Source organism: Bradyrhizobium sp. P5_C12 (assembly GCF_054049735.1).
In genome coordinates this window covers 200,133-221,060 of sequence record NZ_JBFULU010000003.1, presented here as the reverse complement: position 1 = coordinate 221,060, position 20,928 = coordinate 200,133, and the positions used below count along the sequence as shown (strand labels likewise).

The following is a 20,928-nucleotide window of genomic DNA, read 5'->3' as shown; positions in this document are numbered from 1 at the left end:
ATGATGACTGATGGTTCCGGCCGAACGGCCTTCCCGCCGGCGCCGACTGGCCTCGGCGCGCTCTCTGCTACCGAGATCGTTGCCGGCTACCGGCGCAAGGCGTTCACCCCGCGCGATGTCGTCGACGACACCATCGCCGCGCTCGAGGCGACGAATGAGGCCTGCAACGCGGTGGCGACGCCGATGTACGAGCAGGCGAGGGCGGAGGCCGACCGTCTCACCAGGGAAATGCGCGCGGGCGAAGCCAAGGGGCCGCTCGCCGGCGTGCCGGTCACGATCAAGGACCTCGTCTTCGTCGCGGGTGTGCCGGCCTATGGCGGCTCGCCGATGAACAGGACATTCGTGCCCGAGGCCGATGCCGCCGTGGTGTCGTCGCTGAAGGCCTCCGGCGCAATCATCACCTGCAAGACCACGACCTGCGAGTCCGGCTACAAGCTGACGGCGGACAGCCCGGTCACCGGCACCACGCGAAACCCATGGAATTCCGGTCGCACCAGCGGCGGATCGAGCGGCGGCGCGGCCGCCGGTGTGGCCGCCGGCTGCGGTCCGATCGCGATCGGCACCGACGGTGTCGGCTCGATCCGCGTGCCTTCGTCGTTCTGCGGCGTGTTCGGGCTCAAGCCGACCTTCGGCCTGGTGCCGCGCTCGCCCGGCTTTTCGCCGCCGTCCTGGGCTTCGCTGGCGCATACCGGACCGATCACCCGCACGGTCGCGGATGCCGCGCTGACGCTGGAGATCATCGCGGGCTATGATTTGCGCGATCCCGCAAGCCTGCCGGTGTCGCCGCGGCGGTTCGATACGCATGCCGTTCCGTTGAACGGCATGCGCATCGGCGCCAGCGCCGATTTCGGTTATGCCGCCGTCAGCCCCGACGTCCGCGCGGCTTTCAACAAGGCGCTGGCGATGCTGGAATCCTGCGGCGCGGAGGTGAGCATGGACGGGCCGGGATTGGATCCCGGAATCCTCGAGCACACGCTGAAGCCGATCGCGTTCACGGAGCAGGCCGCTGCTGTCGCCGGCAAGACGACGGCCGACCTCGCGGGTTGCGAGCCCGACTATCGCGACGTCGTCAGCGCCGGCCGCCATTACACTGGCACGGACTATATCGAGGCTGGCTACCGGCGCGGTCAGGCCCGCAACGCCTTCCTGAAATTGTTCGAGCGCGTCGATGCGCTGGTGACACCGACGGTCGCAGTGACCGCGTTCGAGGCCGGCCAGATCGGCGTCGACGAGATCGACGGCAGCAAGGTCGATCCGCATCTCGGCTGGTCGCCCTTCACCTGGCCGATCAACCTCGCCGGCCTTCCGGCGGCGACGCTGCCCTGCGGCTTCGACCGCGATGGCCTGCCGATCGGCTTGCAGATCGTGGCCCCCTGGCTCGACGAGCCGACGATCTTCCGCATCGCCGCTGCGTTCGAGCAGGCGCAGCCCTGGGCAAAATTTTGGCCGGCGCTGGCGTTGCGCGAACCGGATCTGGCGCGTGCGAAGGCGTGAGGCATACTTGGCGAGGTCGGCGCCGCCTTACCTCGCCCCGCTTGCGGGGAGAGGTCGGAATTCAAGCGCAGCTTGAATTCCGGGTGAGGGGGACTCTCCGCGAGTCCAGCTTTCACCGGCTTTGCCGATAGAGCCCCTCACCCCAACCCTCTCCCCGCAAGAGCGGGGCGAGGGAGCTCACTACCGATGCGGGGACAGATCGGGTTGACCTCATTGCGCCTTACGACAGCTCGATCGGGACGCCGCGTCCGCTGAGCTCTTCGTCCAGGCGCAGATAGTGCGCGAGATAATCGTGCAGCGCGGTCGCGGCCTTCGACGTGGCGCCGCTGGACTTGTAGAGCAGGAGCTCGACCTTCGGCAGCGGCGGCAGGCCTTCGTTGGGGCCGATCTCGCGCATCGCCGGCACCAGCGCGCTGCGGCCGAGCACGGTGACGGCCATGCCGGCGAAGGCTGCGGCCTGCAATCCGCCGACGCTTTCGCTGACGCAGGCGATGCGCCAGCGCAGGTTGGCACGCTCGAGCGTGTCGATCGCGTAGTCGCGATAGATGTTGCCCGGCGGCAGCAGTGCCAGCGGAATGGGCCGCTCCTGGTGCGCGGCGGATTGCTCGCCGGTCATCCAGACCAGCTGCTCGCGCCGCACCACCTGGCCGCCGGTAAAGTCGTTCATGCGGGTGACGAGCGCGATGTCGACGTCCCCGCGCTTGACGAGGCCCACCAGCGGCGTCGACAGCGCGCAGTTGAGCTCGACCTGGATGCGCGGAAACGACTTTCTGAACACGCTGAGGATCGAAGGCAGCATGAACGCCGCGTAGAGGTCGGGCGTGCCGAGCACGACCTGGCCCTCGATCTCCTGCGACGCCAGTTGCGAAATCAGCTCGTCATGCAACCGCAGGATGGATTTGGCGTAGGTGAGGACCGTGGTGCCGTCCTCGGTCAGTGTCAGCCGGCGGCCGGCATGCTCGAACAGCTGCTTGCCGGTGAGCTCCTCCAGGCGCTGCAATTGCAGCGTAATCGCCGGCTGGGTGCGGCCCAGCCGTCGCGCGGTCTCGGTGATGCTGCCGGTCTCGACCACCGAGATCAGCGACCGGAGCATGCGGATGTCCAGACTGATGAGGTTCATGCGGCGTCCATGTCGCCCAGATTTTATGCAATTTCCATGCTAGCGGCCGCGCGGCCCGCTCGTCCGTTACCTCGCTCGCGGGACGGTGGCGGCGGATTTTCCGCTCGACCGGCCCTTGCGTACCGCGTTCCAGAAAGTCTCGGCCGCCCGGGTCATGCGGGCACGCACGCGGAACAGCGAGATGCTGATCGCGATATCCCAGTCCGTGCCGCCAGCGCGCAGCAGGCGGCCGTTTTCGAGATCATGCCGCACGAGGCTCAGCGGCGCCCAGGTGATGCCGCGCCCCTCGCGTGCCATGTCGATCAAGAGCATGACCGGCGCGGAGAAGCTCGGAACGAGCCAGGCCGCCGGATCCTTGGTCGCCAGGAACGATGTGACGATTCGTCCGACGCCGGAGCCGGGGTGGTAGGCGAGATAGGGCAGCGCCGCACCGGCCGCGCCGGGCAGGGCATAGCGCGGTTTTGCCTTGCTGCGGCGTCCGCCGCGCGCGGGCCGGGCGATCGGCGCGCTGATCGGGACCAGCACGTCGGTCGAGAGTTCGATGCGCTGGAAGCGGTCCATGTCGAGCCGGCTCACCAGCGACGGATGATGGTGTGACAGCAGGAAGTGCGCCTGCGCATCCAGCAGCAGCTTTTCGCAGCCGGCGAAATTGGAGGCGACGAGCTGCACGGCCGAGCCGGCACGTGCACTGTCCGCGTTGCGAATCCATTCCGGGAAAAACGTTTGTGACAGCGCATGCGTGGCGGCAAAGGTGATGGTCTCGGCCTTCAGCCGCGCCACTTCCAGCGCTTCCTCGCGTCCGACCAGCACCCGGCGCAGCACGTCCTCGGCAACGGAGCGAAAACTCTCGCCGGCCGGCGTCAGCGTGATCGTGTGCGTCGAGCGCTCGAACAGCGCCGTTCCCAGCCACTCTTCGAGCGACCTGATGCGGCGGCTCAGCGCCGGCTGGGTCACATGCCGGCGCTGGGAGGCGCGCGAGAACCCGCCCTCCTCGGCGATGGCAAGGAAATCCTCCAGCCAAATCAGGTCCATATGACGTTTTGTCCTTAAATCATACCGATACGGCATTAGCGCCTGAAAGACCGCTGGTCCAATGTAAACGGCATCGGAAGACAAGAACAAAGCGCCATCGACGCATGGCGCGACGATGCCGTTGGAGGGAAGCAAATTGCAGGTCGCCGCAACGCCGCTGTCCGAGCCCATCTCGAGGCCGGTTACCGAAGGCCGCCGCAAGCCGCTCTGGCGCGAGCAATATGTCCTGGTGATTGCCGGCGCCGCGCTCGGCGTCCTGTTCGGCGCCCTCCTTCCGACCGTTGCCGTCGAATTCAAGCCGCTTGCCGACGCCTTCATTTCGCTGATCAAGATGACGATCGCGCCGCTGATCTTCCTGGTCGTGGTCACCGGCATCGCACAGGTCGGAGACATGAAGGCCGTGGGCCGCATCGGCCTCAAGGCCTTCGTCTATTTCGAGGTGGTGACGACACTGTGCCTGCTGTTCAGCTTCGTCGTGGTGCGCTGGGTCCAGCCCGGCGCGGGCGTGGCGCATGCGACCGCGCAGCAGGCCGAGACCGTCGCCCGCTACTCGCAAGCCCATGTCGGCTCGCTGTCGGCCTACATCCAGCACATGATCCCGGAAAGCTTTGTCGGTGCGTTTGCCGCCGGCGACGTGCTCCAGGTGCTCGTGCTTGCGCTGCTCTGCGGCATCGGCCTGTTGCTGCTCGGCGAGAAGGCTGCGCCATTGCGGACCGGCATGGAACGGGTGACCGAGCTCGTGTTCAGCGTCGTCCATGTCGTGGTGGCGCTGGCTCCGATCGGCGCCTTCGGCGCCATGGCCTTCACGGTGGCGAAATTCGGCGCCGCCACGCTGTATGCGCTGGCGTTGCTGGTCGGTACCGCCTGGGCGATGATGGCCTTCTTCATCTTCGTCATTCTCGGGACGATCTGCCGCCTGGTCGGAATCCGCCTGATGGATTTGCTGCGGCTGTTGCGGACCGAGCTGCTGGTCGTGCTCGGCACCTCGTCGTCGGAAACCGCGATCCCCGGCATGATGGAGAAGCTGCCGAAGGCAGGCGTGGGGCGTGCGGTCGCCGGCCTCGTCATTCCCTCCGGCTATTCCTTCAATCTCGACGGCGTCGCGCTGACGCTGCCGCTCTCGACCATCTTCGTCGCCCAGGTCTACGGCGTCGAGCTGACCGCCGCACAGCAGCTGAGCCTGTTCGTGGTGATGCTGTTCACGAGCAAGGGCGCTGCCGGCGTCACCGGCGGTGCGTTCGCTGCGCTGGCCGCGACCGTGGTCGCCGCGGGGCTGCCGGCGGAGGGACTGGCGCTGCTGCTCGGCATCGACCGCTTCATGTCGCTGGCGCGTGCCATCACCAACACCATCGGCAACGCCGTGGCCGCCATCGTCGTCGCGAAGTGGGATGGGGAATTCAACCGGGAGGACTGGACTCAGTCCGCCGCGCAAATCCAGACAGTGAAGTAAGGATCCAAGGCTTCCAAATGACCACCAACACCAATGAACTGCCCGTCGTCGCGCTGACGCCGGGCGATTGCACCGGCATCGGCCCCGAGCAGATCGCGCGCATTCTCTCCGACGACCGGCTCGCTGACGCCGCGCGCCTTGTCGTCATCGGCGACGCCCGCGTGCTCGAGATGGGTATGGCGCAGGCCGGGGTGAAGCTGACGGTCGAGCGGATATCTTCGCCCAAGGCCGCTTCATGGGGCCGAGGCACGGTGCAGCTCGTCGATCTCGGCAACACCGACCCCGCCAAATTCCCGATCGGCAAGGCCAGCGCCGAGTCGGGCCGGCTCACCGGCGAGACGCTGGCGCGCGCGATCGATTTCTCCAAGGCTGGCGAAGTCGATGCGATCACGTTTGCGCCGCTCAACAAGCGCGCGATGTTCGACGGCGGCTGGAAGTTTCCCGACGAGCACAAGATGTTCGCGAGCCTGCTCGGCCACAAGACCTACTTCTCCGAGATGAACGTGCTGGACGGACAATGGATGTCCCGCGTCACCGGGCATCAGTCGCTGCGCGAGGCGCTCGACGGCATCAACCCGGCGAGCATCACCGACTCGATCGCGCTGGTGGACCGCATGATGCGGAAAGCCGGCGTCGCCAAGCCGCGCATCGCGGTGGCCGCGCTCAACCCGCATGCCGGTGAGGGTGGCCTGTTCGGCCGTGACGAGATCGAGATGATCCGGCCGACCGTGGAAGCGGCTGCGAAGACCGGGATTGCCTGCACGGGACCGTATCCAGCCGACACCGTCTATGTCCGGGCCTTCGCCGGCGAGTTCGACAGCGTGGTCGCGATGTATCACGACCAGGGCCAGATCGCGACCAAGCTGCGCGGCTTCAATCGCGGCGTCACCGTCACCGCCGGCCTCGAGACCGTTTTCACCACGCCGTCGCACGGCACGGCGTTCGATATCGTAGGCCAGGGCGTGGCCAAGACCGGCGCGCTGGAAAGCGCGGTCCGTCTCGCGGCCCAACTGGTATCGATCAAGGTCAAGGAGGCATCTTATGCACACTGATCGCAGGACCCTGCTTCAGGCCGTGGCCGCGCTCCCGCTCGCGACCGTCGGCACCAGCACTGCTTTCGCACAAACCCCGGCCGCGGTGCCCGCGGCCGCGCCGCCAAAGGAGGTCACGCGTGCGCTGGCGCATTATATCGTCACCGCAAGTTATGACGACCTGCCTGCCAATGTCCGCAAGGAAGGCGTCCGCACCCTTCTGAACTGGGTCGGCGTCGCGATCGGCGGTTCGCATCACCAGACCGTCGACATTGCGGTCGCCGCGCTCGGCCCGTTCTCGGGCCCGCAGCAGGCCTCCCTGTTCGGGCGGCGCGAGCGGTTCGACATCATGAACGCGGCCTTCATCAACGGCGTGTCCAGCCACATCTTCGACTATGACGACACGCATCTGAAGACGATCATCCATCCCGCGGGTCCCGTCGCCTCGGCCATTCTCGCGCTGTCGGAAATGCAGCCGGTCTCCGGCAAGGAATTTTTGAACGCGCTGGTGCTCGGCGTCGAGACCGAGTGCAGGATCGGCAATTCCGTCTATCCCAACCATTACGATGTCGGCTGGCACATCACCGGCACGGCCGGCGTGTTCGGCGCGGCGGCCGCCGTCGGCAAGCTGTTGAAGTTGAACGAGCAGCAGATGACATGGGCGCTTGGACTGGCCGCTTCCCAGCCCGTGGGTCTTCGCGAATCCTTCGGCTCGATGAACAAGAGTTTCAACCCGGGCCGCGCCGCCTCCAGCGGCATCTTCGCGGCCATTCTGGCCTCGAAGAATTTCACCTCGTCCGACGCGATGATCGAGGCCAAGCGCGGCTGGGCCAACACGATCAGCACCAAGCAGGACTACAACGAGATCCTGGGCGACCTCGGCAAGCGCTATGAGGCCGCACTCAACACCTACAAGCCGTTCGCCTGCGGCATCGTGCTGCATCCGGCGATCGATGCCGCGATCCAGCTCCGCAACGAGAACAAGGTGACGGCGGACCAGATCGAGCGTGTCGACCTCAAGGTCCATCCGCTGGTGCTGGAGCTCACCGGCAAGAAGACGCCGCAGCAGGGGCTGGAAGGCAAGTTCAGCATCTACCACGCCGTCGCGGTCGCGATCATCGAGGGCGCCGGCGGCGAGAAGCAGTTCAGCGACCGCGCCGTGACCGATCCGACCATTGTCGCGCTGCGCGGCAAGGTCAATCCTGTCATCACGGCCGGCATCAAGCCTGAGCAGGTCGATCTCACCATCGTGCTCAAGGATGGGCGCAAGCTCAACCGGTACATCGAGCACGCCATCGGCAGCGTCGAGGTGCCGATGACCGACAAGCAGCTCGAGACCAAGTTCTCCGATCTCGCGGACGGCATCATTCCTGCTGCGATGGTCAGGCGTGTCATGGATGCATGCTGGAATGTCGAAGGTCTGGTCAGCGCGGCGGAAATCGCCAAGATGTCGGTCTCATCTTGATTCTGGAGTTACTGGGAATGCCCTCACGCCGCCGTTTCCTTCAATCCGCCGGCTCGATTGCCGCTCTCGCTGCAACTGGCGGCCGCACGGCTCGCGCGGCGGGCCCAGGCGTCACCGAGCGGCTCGCTCGCTACATGGTCGCTGCGCGCGATCAGGAGCTGCCCGGGCAGGTGGTGCTCGAATGCAAGCATCGCATTCTCGATACGCTCGGCGCGATGGTGTCCGGCTCGCGCATGCGGCCGGGCGAGATGGCGCTGAAATATGTTCGTACGCTCGGCGGCGACGCGCAGGCCTCCGTGGTCGGCTCCGACTTCCGGACCACGGCGGTCAATGCGGCGCTGGCCAACGCCATGTGCGCTCATGCCGACGAGACCGACGACTTCGAGCCTGTGACCAAGGCGCATCCGGGATCGGCCGTGGTGCCGGCCGCGCTCGCAATGGCCGAGCGGGAGCATCGCAGCGGCCAGGATGTCATCCGCGCGGTCGCGCTCGGCTACGACCTGACCTGCCGCCTGCTGATGGCGCTGGGGCCGGATCTCGTGCGCGGCTCGCATCGGAGCGCCGAGGGAACGTCGTCGACCTTCGGCGCGCTCGGCGCCGCCGCATCGCTGGCGCGGCTCGACGAGAAGGGGATGCGCTACGCGATCTCCTATTCGTCGCAGCAGGTGTCCGGCCTCTGGAGCTGGGTCAAGGACAAGGACCATATCGAGAAGGCGTTCGATTTCGCCGGCATGGGCGCCCGCAACGGCGTGATGGCCGTCGACATGGTCAAGAACGGCCTGACCGGCGTCGACGACGTGCTCGACGGCACCCATAACCTCTTCATCGCGCTGTCGAGCGATCCGAAGCCCGAGGAGATGGTCAAGGATCTCGGCAGCCGCTTCTACGTCACGGAGACGGCGATCAAGACCTTTTCGGTCGGCTATCCCATCCAGTCGCCGCTGGATGCGACCCTGACGCTGCGCAAGCAGCACAGCCTCACGCCAGATAACGTTCGTAGCATCCTGGTCAAGCTGCCGACCGATGCGATGGGGATCGTGGGCGAGAGCGCGATGCCCGACGTCAATTGCCAGCACCTCGTTGCGGTCGCGCTGGTCAAGGGTGCCGTGTCGTTCACCGACAGCCACGACGTCGCGCTGATGCATGACCCGAAGATTCTCGAGCAGCGCGCCAAGGTGACGCTGGCCGGCGACAAGGCGCTGATGGATCCGGCCGCGCCGCGCGGTGCTGTCGTCGAGGTGACATTAACCGATGGCAGGAAGGTCGAGCACTTCACGAAGTACCCGCCGGGTACCAAGGAGAATCCGCTGAGCACGGAAGCAGTGGCGGCGAAGACGCGGGACCTGATCGCGCCGGTGCTGGGTGGCGACAGGGCCGAGAAGCTGATCGAGCAGATCGCCAATCTCGAACGGCTTGACGACGTCGGACAATTGAGGCCATTGCTGACGGCATGATGATTCAATCAATAACAAGACAAACATCAAGGAAGTGCCCATGCGCGGGGTTATTCGACGCATCTTTGTGGCCGCCTGTGCGGCCGTTCTGTTCTCCGGCTTTGCGGTAGCGCAGGATTATCCCTCCCGTCCGGTCAAGATCATCGTGCCGTTCCCGGCCGGCGGGTCCAACGACATCATCGCCCGCATCGTTGCGCAGAAGCTGACCGAGCGGAACGGCCAGACCTTCCTGGTGGAGAACCGCGGCGGCGCCGGCGGCAATATCGGCGCCGAGACGGTCGCGAGCGCCGATGCCGACGGCTACACCCTGCTGCTGACCGCACCGCCACCGCTGACGATCAACGGATCGCTTTACAAGAAGCTGCCGTTCGATCCCGCCAAGGCCTTTGCGCCGGTGGCGCTGATCGCGTCTGTGCCGATCGTTCTGGTCGTCAATCCGTCGGTGCAGGCGAAGAACGTGGGCGAGCTGATTGCGCTGGCCAAGGCCAAGCCGGGCTCGTTGAATTTCGGCTCGTCCGGCATCGGATCGACCAATCATCTCGCCGGCGAGCTGCTCAAGAGCATGGCGGGCGTCGATATCGTGCACGTGCCCTATCGCGGCGCGGCGCCGGCGATGAACGACCTGCTCGCGGGCCAGATCCCCTTCATGTTCGACAACATGCCCGCGGTGCTGCCGCAGGTGCAGGGCAAGGCCATCAATGCGATCGCGGTCGCAGGCGCCAAGCGCGCGGAGGCGCTGCCCGACGTACCGACGGTCGCCGAGACCATTCCGGGCTTCGAGGCCTCGTCCTGGTTCGGACTGGTGGCGCCGGCGAAGACGCCCCAGCCTGCGCTCGCCAAGCTGAGCGGCGAGCTTGAAGTCATCCTGAAAATGCCCGACGTCAGGAAGCGGCTTGCTGAGCTTGGCGCCGAGCCCGGCACGGTTTCCGGCGTCGCGTTCGGACAGTTCATGGTGGACGAGACCACGAAGTGGGGCAAGCTCGTTCAGGCCTCTGGCGCCACGGTAGACTAGGGCTGCGTCATGGATCTGAATCTCGGCGGCAAGGTTGCCGTCATCACCGGCGGCAGCATCGGCATCGGCCGTGCCATCGCCGCCGAGCTCGCGCGCGAACAAGCGCATGTCGTGATCGTCGCGCGCGACGCCGAGCGGCTTGCGGCGTCAGCTCAGGAGATGTCGCGAGACACCGGCCGGCGCGTGATCGCCTGCGCCGGAGACATGACCAGGCCCGACGACATCGCTCGGGCGATGGACACGGCGCGCAAGGCGTTCGGCCGCATCGACATTCTCGTCAACAATGCCGGGGCCTCGCCGATGGGCCGGATCGCGGAGACGCCGGATGCGACCTGGGCCAAGTCGATCGAGCTGAAACTGCTCGGCTACATGCGCTGCGCCCGCAATGTCCTGCCCGAAATGCGCGACCGCCGCTGGGGCCGCGTCATCAACATCATCGGCCGCAGCGGCCACCAGCCGCGCGCGGCCTATATGGCGGGCGGCGCGGTCAACGCGGCGCTGCTGAACTTCACGCTGGCGCTCGCCGAGGAATGCGCGCCGGATAATGTGCTGGTCACCGGCGTCAATCCCGGTCCCGTGCAGACCGATCGCTGGGACAGCCTGATCTCGCAGGGCGCGGCGATTGCGGGTCAGGATCAGGGCACGACCAATGCAGCAGCGATTGCCTCGGTGCCGCTCGGTCGCGTCGGGCAGCCGCACGAGGTGTCGGGCCTTGTTGCGTTCCTCTGTTCAGACCGCGCGTCCTTCATTACTGGAACCTGCATCAATGTCGATGGCGGTGGAACGAGGTGTATCTGATGGCTAGCGAACTGCGGAAGATCAGTGTCAGCGACGATTGCGAGCTCGCGGTTCGCCTCGACGACTATCTCCTGCCGTGGGACACCAGGCCGCCGGTCGTGATGCTGCACGGGCTCGCCGAGAGCGGCGAGGCGTTCCGGCGCTGGGTGCCGTATTTCGCCACGCATCATCTCGTGGTGCGGCCCGATCTGCGCGGCTATGGCGATTCGACGCCGATGCAGGGTGATTACGCCTATCGTTTTGCTGGTCTCGGCGACGACATCGTCCGGCTGCTTGATGCGCTGAAGCTCGATCGTGTGTTCCTGGTCGGGGGCAAGATCGGCGGCACGCTGGCGATGCACTTGACGGCCAAGCACCCGGATCGCGTGATCGCGGTCGCCGCGGTCGGCGCGCCGGCGTCACTCACCTCGTTCAACGAGCGGGCGCCGACCTGGCGCAAGCAGATCCGCGAGCACGGCGTCGAGCCCTGGGTGCGCGAGACCACCGCCGGCCGGCTCGGATCGTCGCTGCCGCCGGCGGCGCTGGACTGGTGGATCAAGCTGATGTCGAAGACCAAGGCCTCGACGCTCGAAGCATTTCTCCAGATGGTGCCGACGGTCGATGTCACCGGCGAGCTGCCCTCGATCAAGCGCCCGGCGCTGGTGATCACCACGACCGGCTCGGGGCTCGGCGACGTCGCCTCGGTCAAGGCCTGGCAGGAGACGATTCCGGGCTCGAAGCTCGAGGTGCTGCCCGGCGATTCCTATCATGTGGCCGCGACGGACCCGGATGTCTGCGCCCGGATGGTCAGGGAGTTCTTCGATCGGCTCAAAACATGAGAGATGAGTCCGAATAGCCCACCAAGAGGCTCGGACGAAACGCATGACGAAAGGGGAGGAACGATGAGCTTGAAGCAAATGCTGGCCGGCTGTCTCGGCGCGACGGCGCTGCTGCATGCCGGCACCGGAATGGCGGCGAATGTCGAGATATCCGCGAGCGACATCGGTGGACAGGTGACCAGCGACAAGGGTGGAGAGGCCGGCGTCTGGGTGATCGCCGAGACCAGGGACCTGCCCACCAAATATGCGAAGGTGGTGGTGACCGACGATCAGGGCCGGTTCGTCATCCCGGATCTTCCCGCCGCCAGTTACAAGGTCTGGGTGCGGGGCTACGGTTTGCGGGACACCGCGCAGCAGGAGGTTCGTCCCGGCAAGGTGGTGGATTTCAAGGCCGCTGCCGCTTCGCCCAAAGAGGACGCGCAGAATTATCCGGGGATGTACTGGTACTCGATGCTCGACATTCCGAGACCCGAGGAATTTCCCGGCACCGGCGACAAGGGCAACAAGATGCCGGAGACCATGAAGTCGCAGGCCCAGTGGGTCGATACGGTCAAGAACATGTGCCAGTCCTGCCACGCGCTCGGGACGCGGGGCATTCGCGAAGTCCCGAAGGTGTTCACCGACGGCTATGATTCGCATACGGCCTGGGCGGTCCGCACCCAGGCCGGCCAGGCCCAGGAATACATGGCGACGGTGCTCGCCAGCATGGGCCCCGAGAAGGTCTACGACCTGTTCTCGAAATGGACCGATCGCATCGCTGGCGGCGAACTGCCGTTCGACAAGCCCGAGCGGCCCAAGGGCATCGAGCGCAATGTGGTCTTCACGATGTGGGACTGGGCGGCGCCGACGCGCTATCAGCACGATGCGATCTCGACCGACAAGCGCAACCCGCGCCTCAACGCCAACGGCCTGATCTACGGATCGTCGGAGGAAAGCTCCGATCTCGTGCCGACGCTCGATCCCGTGAAGAACATCGCCGGCACCATCAAGCATCCCTATCTCGATCCGAACACGCCGTCGTCGACCGACGCGCCGCGGGGCCCGTCGGCCTATTGGGGTGACGAGCCGATCTGGGATGGCCACACCAGCATCCACAACGTCATGATGGACGAGCAGGGCAAGGTGTGGTTCACGGCGCGCCTGCGCCCGCCGGCCAATCCGGACTATTGCAAGCAGGGCTCGGACCTGCCGTCGGCGAAGGTGGCGCCGCAGGCCACCTCATTGCGCCAGCTGTCGCGCTTCGATCCCGCAACCGGCAAATGGGACCTGATCAACACCTGCTTCACGACCCACCACCTGTATTTCGACGACGATGCCAATCAGACGCTGTGGACCAGCTCCGGCGGCCCCGGCCTCGGCGGCGGCCTGGTCGGCTGGCTCAACACCAGGCAGTATCGCGAAACCCTCGACGACGTGAAATCGCAGGGCTGGACGCCGCTGATCATCGACACCAACGGCAATGGCAAGCGCGACGCCTATGTCGAGCACAAGGATCCCGTCGATCCGACCAAGGACAAGCGCATCGCGGCGTCGTTCTACGGCATCATGCCGAGCCCGGTCGACGATTCGATCTGGGGCCAGGCGATGGACCGCGGCTTCTCGCGCATCGATCAGCCCGGCTACATCGTTCGCGTGATGCCGGGACCCGATCCCGCCAACACCGCGCTGTCCGAAGTGTATCAGCCGCCGGAGGGCACGTTCGGGCCGCGTGGTCTCGACATCGGGCTTGACGGCGTGGTGTGGACGGTCTTGTCCAGCGGTCATCTCACAAGCTTCGACCGCAAGCTCTGCAAAGGGCCGCTCAACGGGCCGACCACGGCGGACGGCAGGCAATGTCCCGAAGGATGGAAGATCTGGCGCATGCCCGGGCCGCAGTTCAAGGGACTCGATGCCAGCGGCAGCGCAAACCACGCCTATTACGTCTGGGTGGACCGCTACAACACCTTCGGACTCGGCGCCAACGTGCCGATCGCCAGCGCCAATGGCAGCGAGTCGCTGCTCGCGCTCGTCAACGGACAGTTGGTGAATCTGCGCAATCCCTATCCGCTTGGCTTCTTCACCAAGAATGTCGACGGTCGTATCGACGACCCCAATACGGGCTGGAAGGGGCGCGGCCTGTGGAGCACGACGGGAACGCGCGCGAGCTTCCACGGTGAGGGCGGCAAGGAGGCCTCGCCTAAAGTCTACAAGGTGCAGATGCGGCCAGATCCATTGGCCCATTGATTGTTTGATCCCATCGATCGCTCCGCTACAAACGAGTGCCCAAGCCAAGGGAACAGAACCATGACAAAAACCTCTCGACGTGACCTGCTCACCGCCGCAGCCGCGATGACCGCGGCAGGCCTCGCCGATACGGCTCCCGCCGCGGCGCAGGCCGGACCGAAGCCGATCTTCCCGGTGCCGATGATCGCGATCCCGATCGTCGGCGAGACAAGCGTGTTCCAGGTCCGCCGCATCTACTGCATCGGGCGCAACTATGCCGCACACGCGATCGAGCGCGGCTCGGATCCCAACCGGGAGCCGCCGTTCTTCTTCCAGAAGCCGACCGATGCGATCCAGAACGTCGCGGTCGGCGAGGTCGCGGACCATCCCTATCCGTCGCTGACCAAGAACTATCATCACGAGGTCGAGCTGGTCGCAGCGATGAAATCCGGCGGCACCAACATCCCGGCCGAGAAGGCGCTCGACCATGTCTATGGCTACGCGCTCGGCCTCGACATGACCCGGCGCGATCTCCAGAACGGCATGGCCGCGGAGAAGAAGCCCTGGGAGATCGGCAAGAGTTTTGACCACGCCGCGGTGATCGGTCCGATCCATCCGGCCAGCAAGACCGGCCACTTCGAGAAGGGCGCCATCTCGCTGGCAATCAACGGCACGGTCAAGCAGAGCTCGGATCTCAGCAAGATGATCTGGAGCGTCGCCGAGCAGATCGCAAAGCTTTCGGAAGCGTTCGAGCTGAAGGCGGGCGACATCATCTATTCCGGCACGCCGGAGAATGTCGGCCCCGTGGTGAAGGGCGACGTGCTCCTCTGCAAGCTCGAGGGCCTGCCGGACATGTCGATCAAGATTGTGTAGCGGCTGCAGCTTTCTTTACCTCTCCCCGCTTGCGGGGAGAGGTCGGATTGCGCAGCAATCCGGGTGAGGGGGTACAGGTCTCACGCCGATCTCGCGTGTGGAGAGAGGCCCCTCACCCCAACCCTCTCCCCGTAAGAACGGGGCGAGGGAGTGCACCGCCGTTTTGTCGGCGATCGTTCAACCCTGGAGGCAGTAACATGCTGCGGCATAGCTTGATTGCTGCGTTGGGCTTTGTCTTCCTTACGATCCCTGCCTTCGATGCGAAAGCCGAGGGGCCGAGCGACATCGCGCCGACGGGATCGCTGCGCGTGGCGGTGGCGGTCGGGCCCGCCGCGTCGGCGTTCTGGACCACGCGCGATCCGGCGACGGGAAAGCCGCGCGGCGTCACCGTCGAGCTCGCCAAGGCTGCGGCCGACAAGCTGCATGTGCCGCTGCAACTCGTCGAGTACCAGAGTTCCGACGAGATCGCCGCGGTGAGCGGCAAGGACGTCTGGGATCTCTCCTTCATGCCGGCGGACGTCAAGCGCGAGCAGTTCGTCGACCAGGGGCCCGCTTATGTCGCCTATATGAGTGGCTATCTCGTTCGCGCCGGCTCGGACATCCGTTCCGTTGCGGATGTCGATCGCGCCGGAATGCGGGTCGGCTGCATCGAGGGGACGTCGACATCGCGCACCGTCGAGAGGTCGTTGAAGCAAGCCAGGCTGACAAAATTCGTGAAGCCGGAAGAGGCGGCCGAGCTGATCGGCAAGGGTGAGCTCGATGCGCTCGCGATGGGTATGGGGGCGTTGGAAGACCTGTCGCGAAAACTGCCCGGAACCAGGGTGCTGGACGAGGTGATTCAATCGACCGGCGTGGTCGTGGTCGTTCCCAGGGGCAAGACCTTGGCGAAGGCCTGGGCCGCGCATTTCCTCGATGAGGCCAAGGTGGACGGCACGGTGCGTCGCGCGCTCGACGGCAACGGATTCACCGGCGACAAGGTCGCGCCGTAGTTGCGCCGATCTGCCTTCGCTGGAACTGCGATCTGACCGCGGAAGCCTTTGTATTGCCGGAGTTCCATGGGCGATTGCCCCGTGTTGGGCAACGAACAAACGTCCTGTGGCCATATTTGAGTAAGAGTGATCTCCCGTGAGGGAGGCGCTCCGATGAATAAAGCTCTGATCATTGCCGTCGTGCTGCTGGCTGGCGTGCCTGCAAGCGCCGCCGCGCAGGAGCGCGCGGGTGCTGCGGCGATCGGAGCCGTGTCAGGCGCCGTCGTGCTGGGGCCGATCGGTGCCGTCGCGGGCGCGGTGGTCGGTTATACCGCCGGACCTGCAATCGCCCGGTCCTGGGGCGCAAGAGACTCGCGCTCGGCGAGACACCGCCAGCCGCCGCGCCGGGAGGCCTATCGTGCAGCCGCGACCGGCGCTCCGCCGCGCGCGCGTGAGGCGATGAATGCCAACGGCCAAGTCAGGGCTGCCAGCAATTCGCCGGCTCAAGCCGCGCCTGCGGCGCAGCCTGTTCAAGCTGCTCCGGTTGCGCCGGAGCAGACGTCGGCGCCGCCCATTCAGGGATTCGAATGAGGTTTCGGCTTCAGGCCGCGGTCGTCTTCGGCCGCAGCCGGTCGACCGTCCGTGCGATCAGCGCGGCCACTTCGCTGACTTTCGGCCCAATCCGAAACTCCGGGCCGGCGACGACGACCGAGAGTCTGCGATCGCTGATCGGGAGCGGGATCGCAGCGCCGGCGAGATCGCGGCTGTAGTCGCCGAAACTCTGGCAGTAGCCGCGTTGAATCGAATTGCGCAGCTCCGCCTCGACGGCTTCGATGCTGATCGGCGTCGACGGGCCATACTGCCTGAACTCGATCTTGCGGTAGACGGAGTCGCGCTCTTCCTGGGAATATTGCAGCAGCAATGCGCGGCCGCTGGCGGTGGCGTGAATCGGCACGCGATGGCCGATGGTGGCGAAATAGCGGATCGCGGCCTGGGACTCGACGACGTCGATGAAGACCGCCATCACGCCGGCCGGCGCCACAATCGAAGCGGTCTCGCCGGTCTCCGCCGAGAGGTCGGCGATCAGCGTGTGCGTCCAGGGCGGCAGCGGCTCGACCTCCGAGATCATCCGCGCCATCGCCAGCCATCGCGGCGTCGGATAGAAGCCGGCGCGCGGCCGCGGTTCGTAGAGGTAGCCTTTCTCCGACAGCGTCGCGAGCAGGTTGAAGGTCGACGAGCGCGGCCAGCCGAAATGATCGGCGATCTCGGCAAGCGTCGCCGGCTTCCTCGTCTGTGCGAAGAACTCCATGATCTCCAGGACGTTTGCAGCTTGGCGAACGATCATGCTCGGATCCCGTCTGTCGCGACGCGTTGTCCCGGATCTATGGCTGGCCGAGGATTTTCTTCGCGGCGCGAAGATGCGGCTTGTCGATCATCATGCCGTCGAGGCGCAGCGTGCCGGAGTTGGGATTGCTTGCGAACGCCGCAATGACCTTCTCCGCCCAGCTGCGCTCGGCCTCGGTCGGCTCGAACGCCGCGTTGACGACGTCGACATGCTTGGGGTGGATCAGCGCCTTCGCCGAAAATCCATCGCGCCGCGCCGCGCGCGTTTCCTGCTCGAGCCCGGTGAGATTGTCGATGTCGGTATAGACCGTGTCGATCGGTGCGACCTCGGCCGCGGCCGCCGCCATCAGGCAGAGATCGCGGGCGAGACGATAGGGGCTATGGAACACACCGCCCGCGGCCTTTTCGGTAGCGCCGAGCGAGGCCGACAGATCTTCGGCGCCCCACATCAGGCCGGCGAGGCGAGGGGAAGAGTCCTTGTAGGTGCCGAGGCCGAAGATCGAGCCGGCGGTTTCGGTCGCGACACACACGATACGTGTCGAGCCGACAGTGGTCCCGGCCGCCGCCTCGAAGGCTTCGAGCCAGGTCGCGATTTGCCGAACATCGTCGCCGCCGCGCGATTTCGGCAGCACGATGCCATCGGGCGCCCCCGGCATCACCGCGGCGAGATCGGCCAGCGTCATGCCGGTGTCGAGCGCGTTGACGCGGACATAGAGCTGGTGCGGGCCGCGTCGGCCCTTCAGCATTGCTAGCGTCAGCGTGCGCGCCTCGGCCTTCTTCTCGGTGACGACGGAGTCCTCGAGATCGATGATCAGGGCGTCGGCATTGCCTTCGCTGGCCTTCTCGAATTTGCGCGGGGAATCGCCCGGGACGAACAGCATCGAACGCATCAGACTGGCCTCTTGTGCATCATCGCCATGCGGCGGCATTTGCCGACGATCTCGTCGTTCTGGTTCCAGGCGTGGTGCTCGAACTCGACGATCCCCGCCTTGGGGCGCGATTTGGATTCCCGCAACGAAAGCACCTTCGTCGTCGCCCGCAAGGTGTCGCCATGGAAGACCGGTTTCGGAAAGGTGACGTCGGTCATGCCGAGATTGGCGACGGTGGTGCCCATGGTGGTATCATACACCGTCATGCCGATCATGATGCCCAGGGTGTAAAGGCTGTTGAAAATGCGCTGGCCGAACTCGGTCTGGGCCGAGAAATGGGCGTCGATATGCAGCGGCTGCGGATTGAGCGTCAGCAGGCTGAACATGGTGTTGTCCATCTCCGTGACGGTCCGGGTCAGCGGATGCCTGAACTCCTGGCCCACGGAAAACTCCTCGAAATAAAGTCCGGCCATCGCGGTTTCCTCCCTGTCGTTGCGATCTTGGCCAGCGCCCGCGCTTTAGGGCGGCGCTGCCAGGTGAACTGCTTTTTGCTGCGCGAGCGCTTCGATCTCGTCCCCCGAGAAGCCGGCTTCGTGCAGAATGTCGCGGCCATGCTGGCCGAGCGTTGGCGCCGGGCCGGCCGGCTCGGGCTGGGTCACGCTCCAGGTCGAGGGAACGCGCATCTGGCGGATGCGGCCTTCCACGGGATGATCCACCGTCTTGAAGAAGCCGACCGCATTGAGATGCGGATCGTCCAAAATCGTCTCCAGCGTATGCATCGGCATGACCGGAATGTCGGCGCGCTCCAAGAGCTCACGCCAGTCCGCGGTGCTGCGCGTCAGGAAGATGTGGCCGATCTCCTCGTAGATCTCGTCGATGTGCTTCGTTCGCGACGCATGGTTGGCGAAGCGGGGCTGCTGCAAGAACTCAGTCTGTCCGATCGCCTCAAAGAAGCTGCGCCAGTGCTTGTCGTTGTAGATGAGGACGCAGAGATAGCCGTCGCTGGTCTTGTAGGGTTTTCGATAGCGCGAGAGCAGGCGGGCATAGCCGCCATGGTCGAGCGGCGGATCGTAGGTCAGTCCGCCCAGATGATCGACCAGCACGAATTCCGTCATCGATTCGAACATCGGCACGTCGATGCGCTGGCCGATGCCGGTGCGGCTCTGATGCATCAGCCCGCCCATGATGGCGTTGACCATCATCAGGCCGACGATACGGTCCGCGATCGTGACGGGAACGTAGCGCGGCGTGCCGTCGCCGGCGGCCGCGAGCAGCGTCGGAATCGTGGCCGCACCCTGGATCAGATCGTCGTAAGCGGGTTTTGCGGCATAGGGGCCGGACTGGCCGTAGCCGAATGCGCCGACATAGATCAGGGCCGGATTGATCGCGGCCAGCGTCTCGTAGTCGAGACCGAGCCGCGCCATCGCCTGCGGGCGCACATTGTAGATCAGCGCGTTGGCGCGCTTGGCCAGCCGCAGCAGCGTGTCGCGCCCTTCCGGCTGCTTCAGGTCGAGCACGATGCTGCGCTTGCCGCGGTTGGCGTTGAGGAACATGCCGCCCATGCCGGGTGTGCGGCCGGGTCCGATCTGGCGAACGATGTCGCCCTCGGGACTTTCGACCTTGATGACGTCGGCGCCCATGTGCGCGAGCACCTGGGTGCCGTAGGGGCCCATCAACACGCTGGTCAGGTCGAGAATGGTGAAGCCGGCAAGCGGTCCCATGAGGCCTCGTTGAATGCGTTCACATACGTGGAGTTAGAATTCACATAGCAGGATAGTCAATTTGGCTGGATAGCGCCGCGGCGCATAGCCCTATGCACAATTCATATACTTGACATATAAATTCACATATATGTACTTTTAGCTCAAGCAAGAAGTGGGTGAGGCACCTGTGGCGCGGCGGCAGGTGGCCGTCGCCCCGCGGTTTGCGGCGCGTCAGGGAGAAACGAATGAGGAAAAATCTGGTCTGGGCGGTCTCGGCGCTCGCGCTGTCGCTGCCGGTCTCGACGATGTCGGCGCAGGCGCTGGAGCTGAAGGTCGCCGATAGCTTCCCCGCCGGCCATTATCTCGTCCGCCTGATGCTGAAGCCCTGGATGGACGACGTCACCAAGCGCACCAACGGCGCGGTGACCTTCACCTATTATCCGAACCAGCAGATCGGCAAGGCCGCCGACATGCTGCGGCTGACCCAGTCCGGGGTGGTCGACATCGGCTACATCGGGCCGTCCTATGTCTCCGACAAGATGCCGCTCTCGGAAGTGGCGCAATTGCCGGGTGCATTCCAGACCAGCTGCCAGGGCACGCTCGCCTATTGGAAGACCGCGCGCGAGGGGCTTCTGGCCAAGCAGGAATATGCGCCGAACAAGATCAAGCTGCTGATCGCCGTGGTGCTGCCGCCCTATCAGGTGTGGACCGCCAAGCAGAAGGTCGAAACGACCAAGGACATGGGTGGCCTGAAGCTGCGCACCACCGGCGGCGCGCAGGACCTGACGCTGCGCGCGCTGAGCGCCGTGCCGGTGCGCATGGCGGCGCCCGATGCCTATGAGTCGCTGTCGCGCGGCACCATGGACGGTCTGCTGTTCCCGATGGAGAGCGTCGTGGCTTACGGCCTCGACAAGCTGGTCAAGCATGCCACCGAAGGCGTCAGCTTCGGCAGCTTCATCGTCTCCTATTCCATCAACCAGTCGGTCTGGGACAAGCTCCCGGAAGATGTGAAGAAGGCCATGAACGAGGCCTCCGACGCGATCGAGCCGAAAGCCTGCGCCGACGTCGACAAGGAAACGGATACGACCAAGAAGCATCTCCAGGACCAGGGCGTCAGCTTCGATCCGCTGCCCGAGGCCACCCGCGCCGAGATGAAGGACAAGCTCAAGGGCGTCGGCCAGGAATGGGCCACCGGCCTCGACAGCCGCGGCAAGCAGGCCTCCGCCGCGCTGAAGGAGTTCGAAGGCCTGCTCGCCGCCGGCGGCGCGAAGTGACGACGGTATCCACGAAGGGAG

Annotated in this window: 18 protein-coding genes and 1 pseudogene; 13 read left to right on the top strand and 6 right to left on the bottom strand. The window is 65.5% G+C overall.

Features of this window, described 5'->3' with window-relative positions:
• Window positions 1-3: 3 nt before the first annotated feature.
• Window positions 4-1,494: an amidase gene (locus ACXJMY_RS04005; protein WP_456618026.1), complete on the top strand. Its 1,491-nt coding sequence runs from the start codon at window positions 4-6 to the stop codon at window positions 1,492-1,494.
• 220 nt (window positions 1,495-1,714) lie between these two features.
• Here ACXJMY_RS04005 and ACXJMY_RS04000 read toward each other — a convergent pair whose 3' ends face one another.
• Together ACXJMY_RS04000 and ACXJMY_RS03995 are read right to left on the bottom strand one after the other, a co-directional pair.
• On the bottom strand, window positions 1,715-2,614 hold the full coding sequence (locus tag ACXJMY_RS04000) for a LysR substrate-binding domain-containing protein (protein ID WP_456618025.1): 900 nt from the start codon (window positions 2,612-2,614) through the stop codon (window positions 1,715-1,717).
• 66 nt (window positions 2,615-2,680) lie between these two features.
• A complete protein-coding gene (locus tag ACXJMY_RS03995) occupies window positions 2,681-3,646 on the bottom strand; it encodes a LysR family transcriptional regulator (RefSeq protein WP_456618024.1) in 966 nt (321 codons plus the stop codon).
• 136 nt (window positions 3,647-3,782) lie between these two features.
• On the opposite strand from ACXJMY_RS03995, the gene ACXJMY_RS03990 reads away from it, so the two are divergent.
• The 11 genes from ACXJMY_RS03990 to ACXJMY_RS03940 all read left to right on the top strand — a co-directional run bounded on the left by ACXJMY_RS03990 (window position 3,783) and on the right by ACXJMY_RS03940 (window position 16,308).
• On the top strand, window positions 3,783-5,096 hold the full coding sequence (locus ACXJMY_RS03990; RefSeq protein WP_456618023.1) for a cation:dicarboxylate symporter family transporter: 1,314 nt from the start codon (window positions 3,783-3,785) through the stop codon (window positions 5,094-5,096).
• 17 nt (window positions 5,097-5,113) lie between these two features.
• A complete protein-coding gene (locus ACXJMY_RS03985; protein ID WP_456618022.1) occupies window positions 5,114-6,148 on the top strand; it encodes a PdxA family dehydrogenase in 1,035 nt (344 codons plus the stop codon).
• Window positions 6,138-7,592, top strand: a complete 1,455-nt coding sequence (locus ACXJMY_RS03980; RefSeq protein ID WP_456618021.1) for an MmgE/PrpD family protein — start codon at window positions 6,138-6,140, stop codon at window positions 7,590-7,592. The genes ACXJMY_RS03985 and ACXJMY_RS03980 overlap by 11 nt, the downstream gene beginning before the upstream one ends.
• Before the next feature lie 17 nt (window positions 7,593-7,609).
• Window positions 7,610-9,046: an MmgE/PrpD family protein gene (locus tag ACXJMY_RS03975; protein ID WP_456618020.1), complete on the top strand. Its 1,437-nt coding sequence runs from the start codon at window positions 7,610-7,612 to the stop codon at window positions 9,044-9,046.
• Window positions 9,047-9,086: 40 nt separating this feature from the next.
• On the top strand, window positions 9,087-10,058 hold the full coding sequence (locus ACXJMY_RS03970) for a Bug family tripartite tricarboxylate transporter substrate binding protein (protein WP_456618019.1): 972 nt from the start codon (window positions 9,087-9,089) through the stop codon (window positions 10,056-10,058).
• A 9-nt stretch (window positions 10,059-10,067) separates the two neighbouring features.
• Window positions 10,068-10,856, top strand: a complete 789-nt coding sequence (locus ACXJMY_RS03965) for an SDR family NAD(P)-dependent oxidoreductase (protein ID WP_456618018.1) — start codon at window positions 10,068-10,070, stop codon at window positions 10,854-10,856.
• Complete coding sequence (locus tag ACXJMY_RS03960) at window positions 10,856-11,674, top strand: alpha/beta fold hydrolase (protein ID WP_456618017.1); 819 nt, start codon at window positions 10,856-10,858, stop codon at window positions 11,672-11,674. Before ACXJMY_RS03965 ends, ACXJMY_RS03960 begins: the two co-directional genes overlap by 1 nt.
• Window positions 11,675-11,737: 63 nt before the next feature.
• Complete coding sequence (locus ACXJMY_RS03955) at window positions 11,738-13,897, top strand: carboxypeptidase-like regulatory domain-containing protein (RefSeq protein WP_456618016.1); 2,160 nt, start codon at window positions 11,738-11,740, stop codon at window positions 13,895-13,897.
• Window positions 13,898-13,957: 60 nt separating this feature from the next.
• Window positions 13,958-14,749 carry a fumarylacetoacetate hydrolase family protein gene (locus tag ACXJMY_RS03950; protein WP_456618015.1) on the top strand — a complete coding sequence of 264 codons (792 nt, stop codon included), beginning with the start codon at window positions 13,958-13,960 and terminating at the stop codon, window positions 14,747-14,749.
• Window positions 14,750-14,946: 197 nt separating this feature from the next.
• A complete protein-coding gene (locus tag ACXJMY_RS03945; RefSeq protein WP_456618014.1) occupies window positions 14,947-15,738 on the top strand; it encodes a transporter substrate-binding domain-containing protein in 792 nt (263 codons plus the stop codon).
• Between the two features lie 153 nt (window positions 15,739-15,891).
• Window positions 15,892-16,308, top strand: coding sequence for a hypothetical protein (locus tag ACXJMY_RS03940; RefSeq protein ID WP_456618013.1), 417 nt, complete (start codon window positions 15,892-15,894; stop codon window positions 16,306-16,308).
• A gap of 10 nt (window positions 16,309-16,318) precedes the next feature.
• Here ACXJMY_RS03940 and ACXJMY_RS03935 read toward each other — a convergent pair whose 3' ends face one another.
• From ACXJMY_RS03935 to ACXJMY_RS03920, 4 genes and pseudogenes are all read right to left on the bottom strand, one after another.
• Window positions 16,319-17,062, bottom strand: a complete 744-nt coding sequence (locus ACXJMY_RS03935; protein WP_456618012.1) for an IclR family transcriptional regulator — start codon at window positions 17,060-17,062, stop codon at window positions 16,319-16,321.
• Window positions 17,063-17,099: 37 nt separating this feature from the next.
• The gene (locus ACXJMY_RS03930) at window positions 17,100-17,951 is read right to left on the bottom strand and encodes an HpcH/HpaI aldolase/citrate lyase family protein (RefSeq protein ID WP_456618011.1); all 852 of its coding nucleotides are present in this window, start codon (window positions 17,949-17,951) and stop codon (window positions 17,100-17,102) included.
• Window positions 17,951-18,418: pseudogene (locus tag ACXJMY_RS03925) on the bottom strand (MaoC family dehydratase); the annotation flags it as partial. The pseudogene ACXJMY_RS03925 and the gene ACXJMY_RS03930, both read right to left, overlap by 1 nt.
• Before the next feature lie 30 nt (window positions 18,419-18,448).
• Window positions 18,449-19,651, bottom strand: coding sequence for a CaiB/BaiF CoA transferase family protein (locus ACXJMY_RS03920; RefSeq protein ID WP_456618010.1), 1,203 nt, complete (start codon window positions 19,649-19,651; stop codon window positions 18,449-18,451).
• A 227-nt stretch (window positions 19,652-19,878) separates the two neighbouring features.
• On the opposite strand from ACXJMY_RS03920, the gene ACXJMY_RS03915 reads away from it, so the two are divergent.
• The gene (locus tag ACXJMY_RS03915) at window positions 19,879-20,907 is read left to right on the top strand and encodes a TRAP transporter substrate-binding protein (RefSeq protein WP_456618009.1); all 1,029 of its coding nucleotides are present in this window, start codon (window positions 19,879-19,881) and stop codon (window positions 20,905-20,907) included.
• The last annotated feature ends 21 nt before the right edge of the window (window positions 20,908-20,928 follow it).

Excerpts from the sequence above, each read along its gene's own strand:
- ACXJMY_RS04005 (WP_456618026.1), top strand. The coding sequence starts at position 4 with ATGACTGATGGTTCCGGCCGAACGGCCTTCCCGCCGGCGCCGACTGGC.
- ACXJMY_RS04000 (WP_456618025.1), bottom strand. The coding sequence starts at position 2,614 with ATGAACCTCATCAGTCTGGACATCCGCATGCTCCGGTCGCTGATCTCG.
- ACXJMY_RS03995 (WP_456618024.1), bottom strand. The coding sequence starts at position 3,646 with ATGGACCTGATTTGGCTGGAGGATTTCCTTGCCATCGCCGAGGAGGGC.
- ACXJMY_RS03985 (WP_456618022.1), top strand. The coding sequence starts at position 5,114 with ATGACCACCAACACCAATGAACTGCCCGTCGTCGCGCTGACGCCGGGC.
- ACXJMY_RS03980 (WP_456618021.1), top strand. The coding sequence starts at position 6,138 with ATGCACACTGATCGCAGGACCCTGCTTCAGGCCGTGGCCGCGCTCCCG.
- ACXJMY_RS03975 (WP_456618020.1), top strand. The coding sequence starts at position 7,610 with ATGCCCTCACGCCGCCGTTTCCTTCAATCCGCCGGCTCGATTGCCGCT.
- ACXJMY_RS03970 (WP_456618019.1), top strand. The coding sequence starts at position 9,087 with ATGCGCGGGGTTATTCGACGCATCTTTGTGGCCGCCTGTGCGGCCGTT.
- ACXJMY_RS03965 (WP_456618018.1), top strand. The coding sequence starts at position 10,068 with ATGGATCTGAATCTCGGCGGCAAGGTTGCCGTCATCACCGGCGGCAGC.
- ACXJMY_RS03960 (WP_456618017.1), top strand. The coding sequence starts at position 10,856 with ATGGCTAGCGAACTGCGGAAGATCAGTGTCAGCGACGATTGCGAGCTC.
- ACXJMY_RS03955 (WP_456618016.1), top strand. The coding sequence starts at position 11,738 with ATGAGCTTGAAGCAAATGCTGGCCGGCTGTCTCGGCGCGACGGCGCTG.
- ACXJMY_RS03950 (WP_456618015.1), top strand. The coding sequence starts at position 13,958 with ATGACAAAAACCTCTCGACGTGACCTGCTCACCGCCGCAGCCGCGATG.
- ACXJMY_RS03945 (WP_456618014.1), top strand. The coding sequence starts at position 14,947 with ATGCTGCGGCATAGCTTGATTGCTGCGTTGGGCTTTGTCTTCCTTACG.
- ACXJMY_RS03940 (WP_456618013.1), top strand. The coding sequence starts at position 15,892 with ATGAATAAAGCTCTGATCATTGCCGTCGTGCTGCTGGCTGGCGTGCCT.
- ACXJMY_RS03935 (WP_456618012.1), bottom strand. The coding sequence starts at position 17,062 with ATGATCGTTCGCCAAGCTGCAAACGTCCTGGAGATCATGGAGTTCTTC.
- ACXJMY_RS03930 (WP_456618011.1), bottom strand. The coding sequence starts at position 17,951 with ATGCGTTCGATGCTGTTCGTCCCGGGCGATTCCCCGCGCAAATTCGAG.
- ACXJMY_RS03920 (WP_456618010.1), bottom strand. The coding sequence starts at position 19,651 with ATGGGACCGCTTGCCGGCTTCACCATTCTCGACCTGACCAGCGTGTTG.
- ACXJMY_RS03915 (WP_456618009.1), top strand. The coding sequence starts at position 19,879 with ATGAGGAAAAATCTGGTCTGGGCGGTCTCGGCGCTCGCGCTGTCGCTG.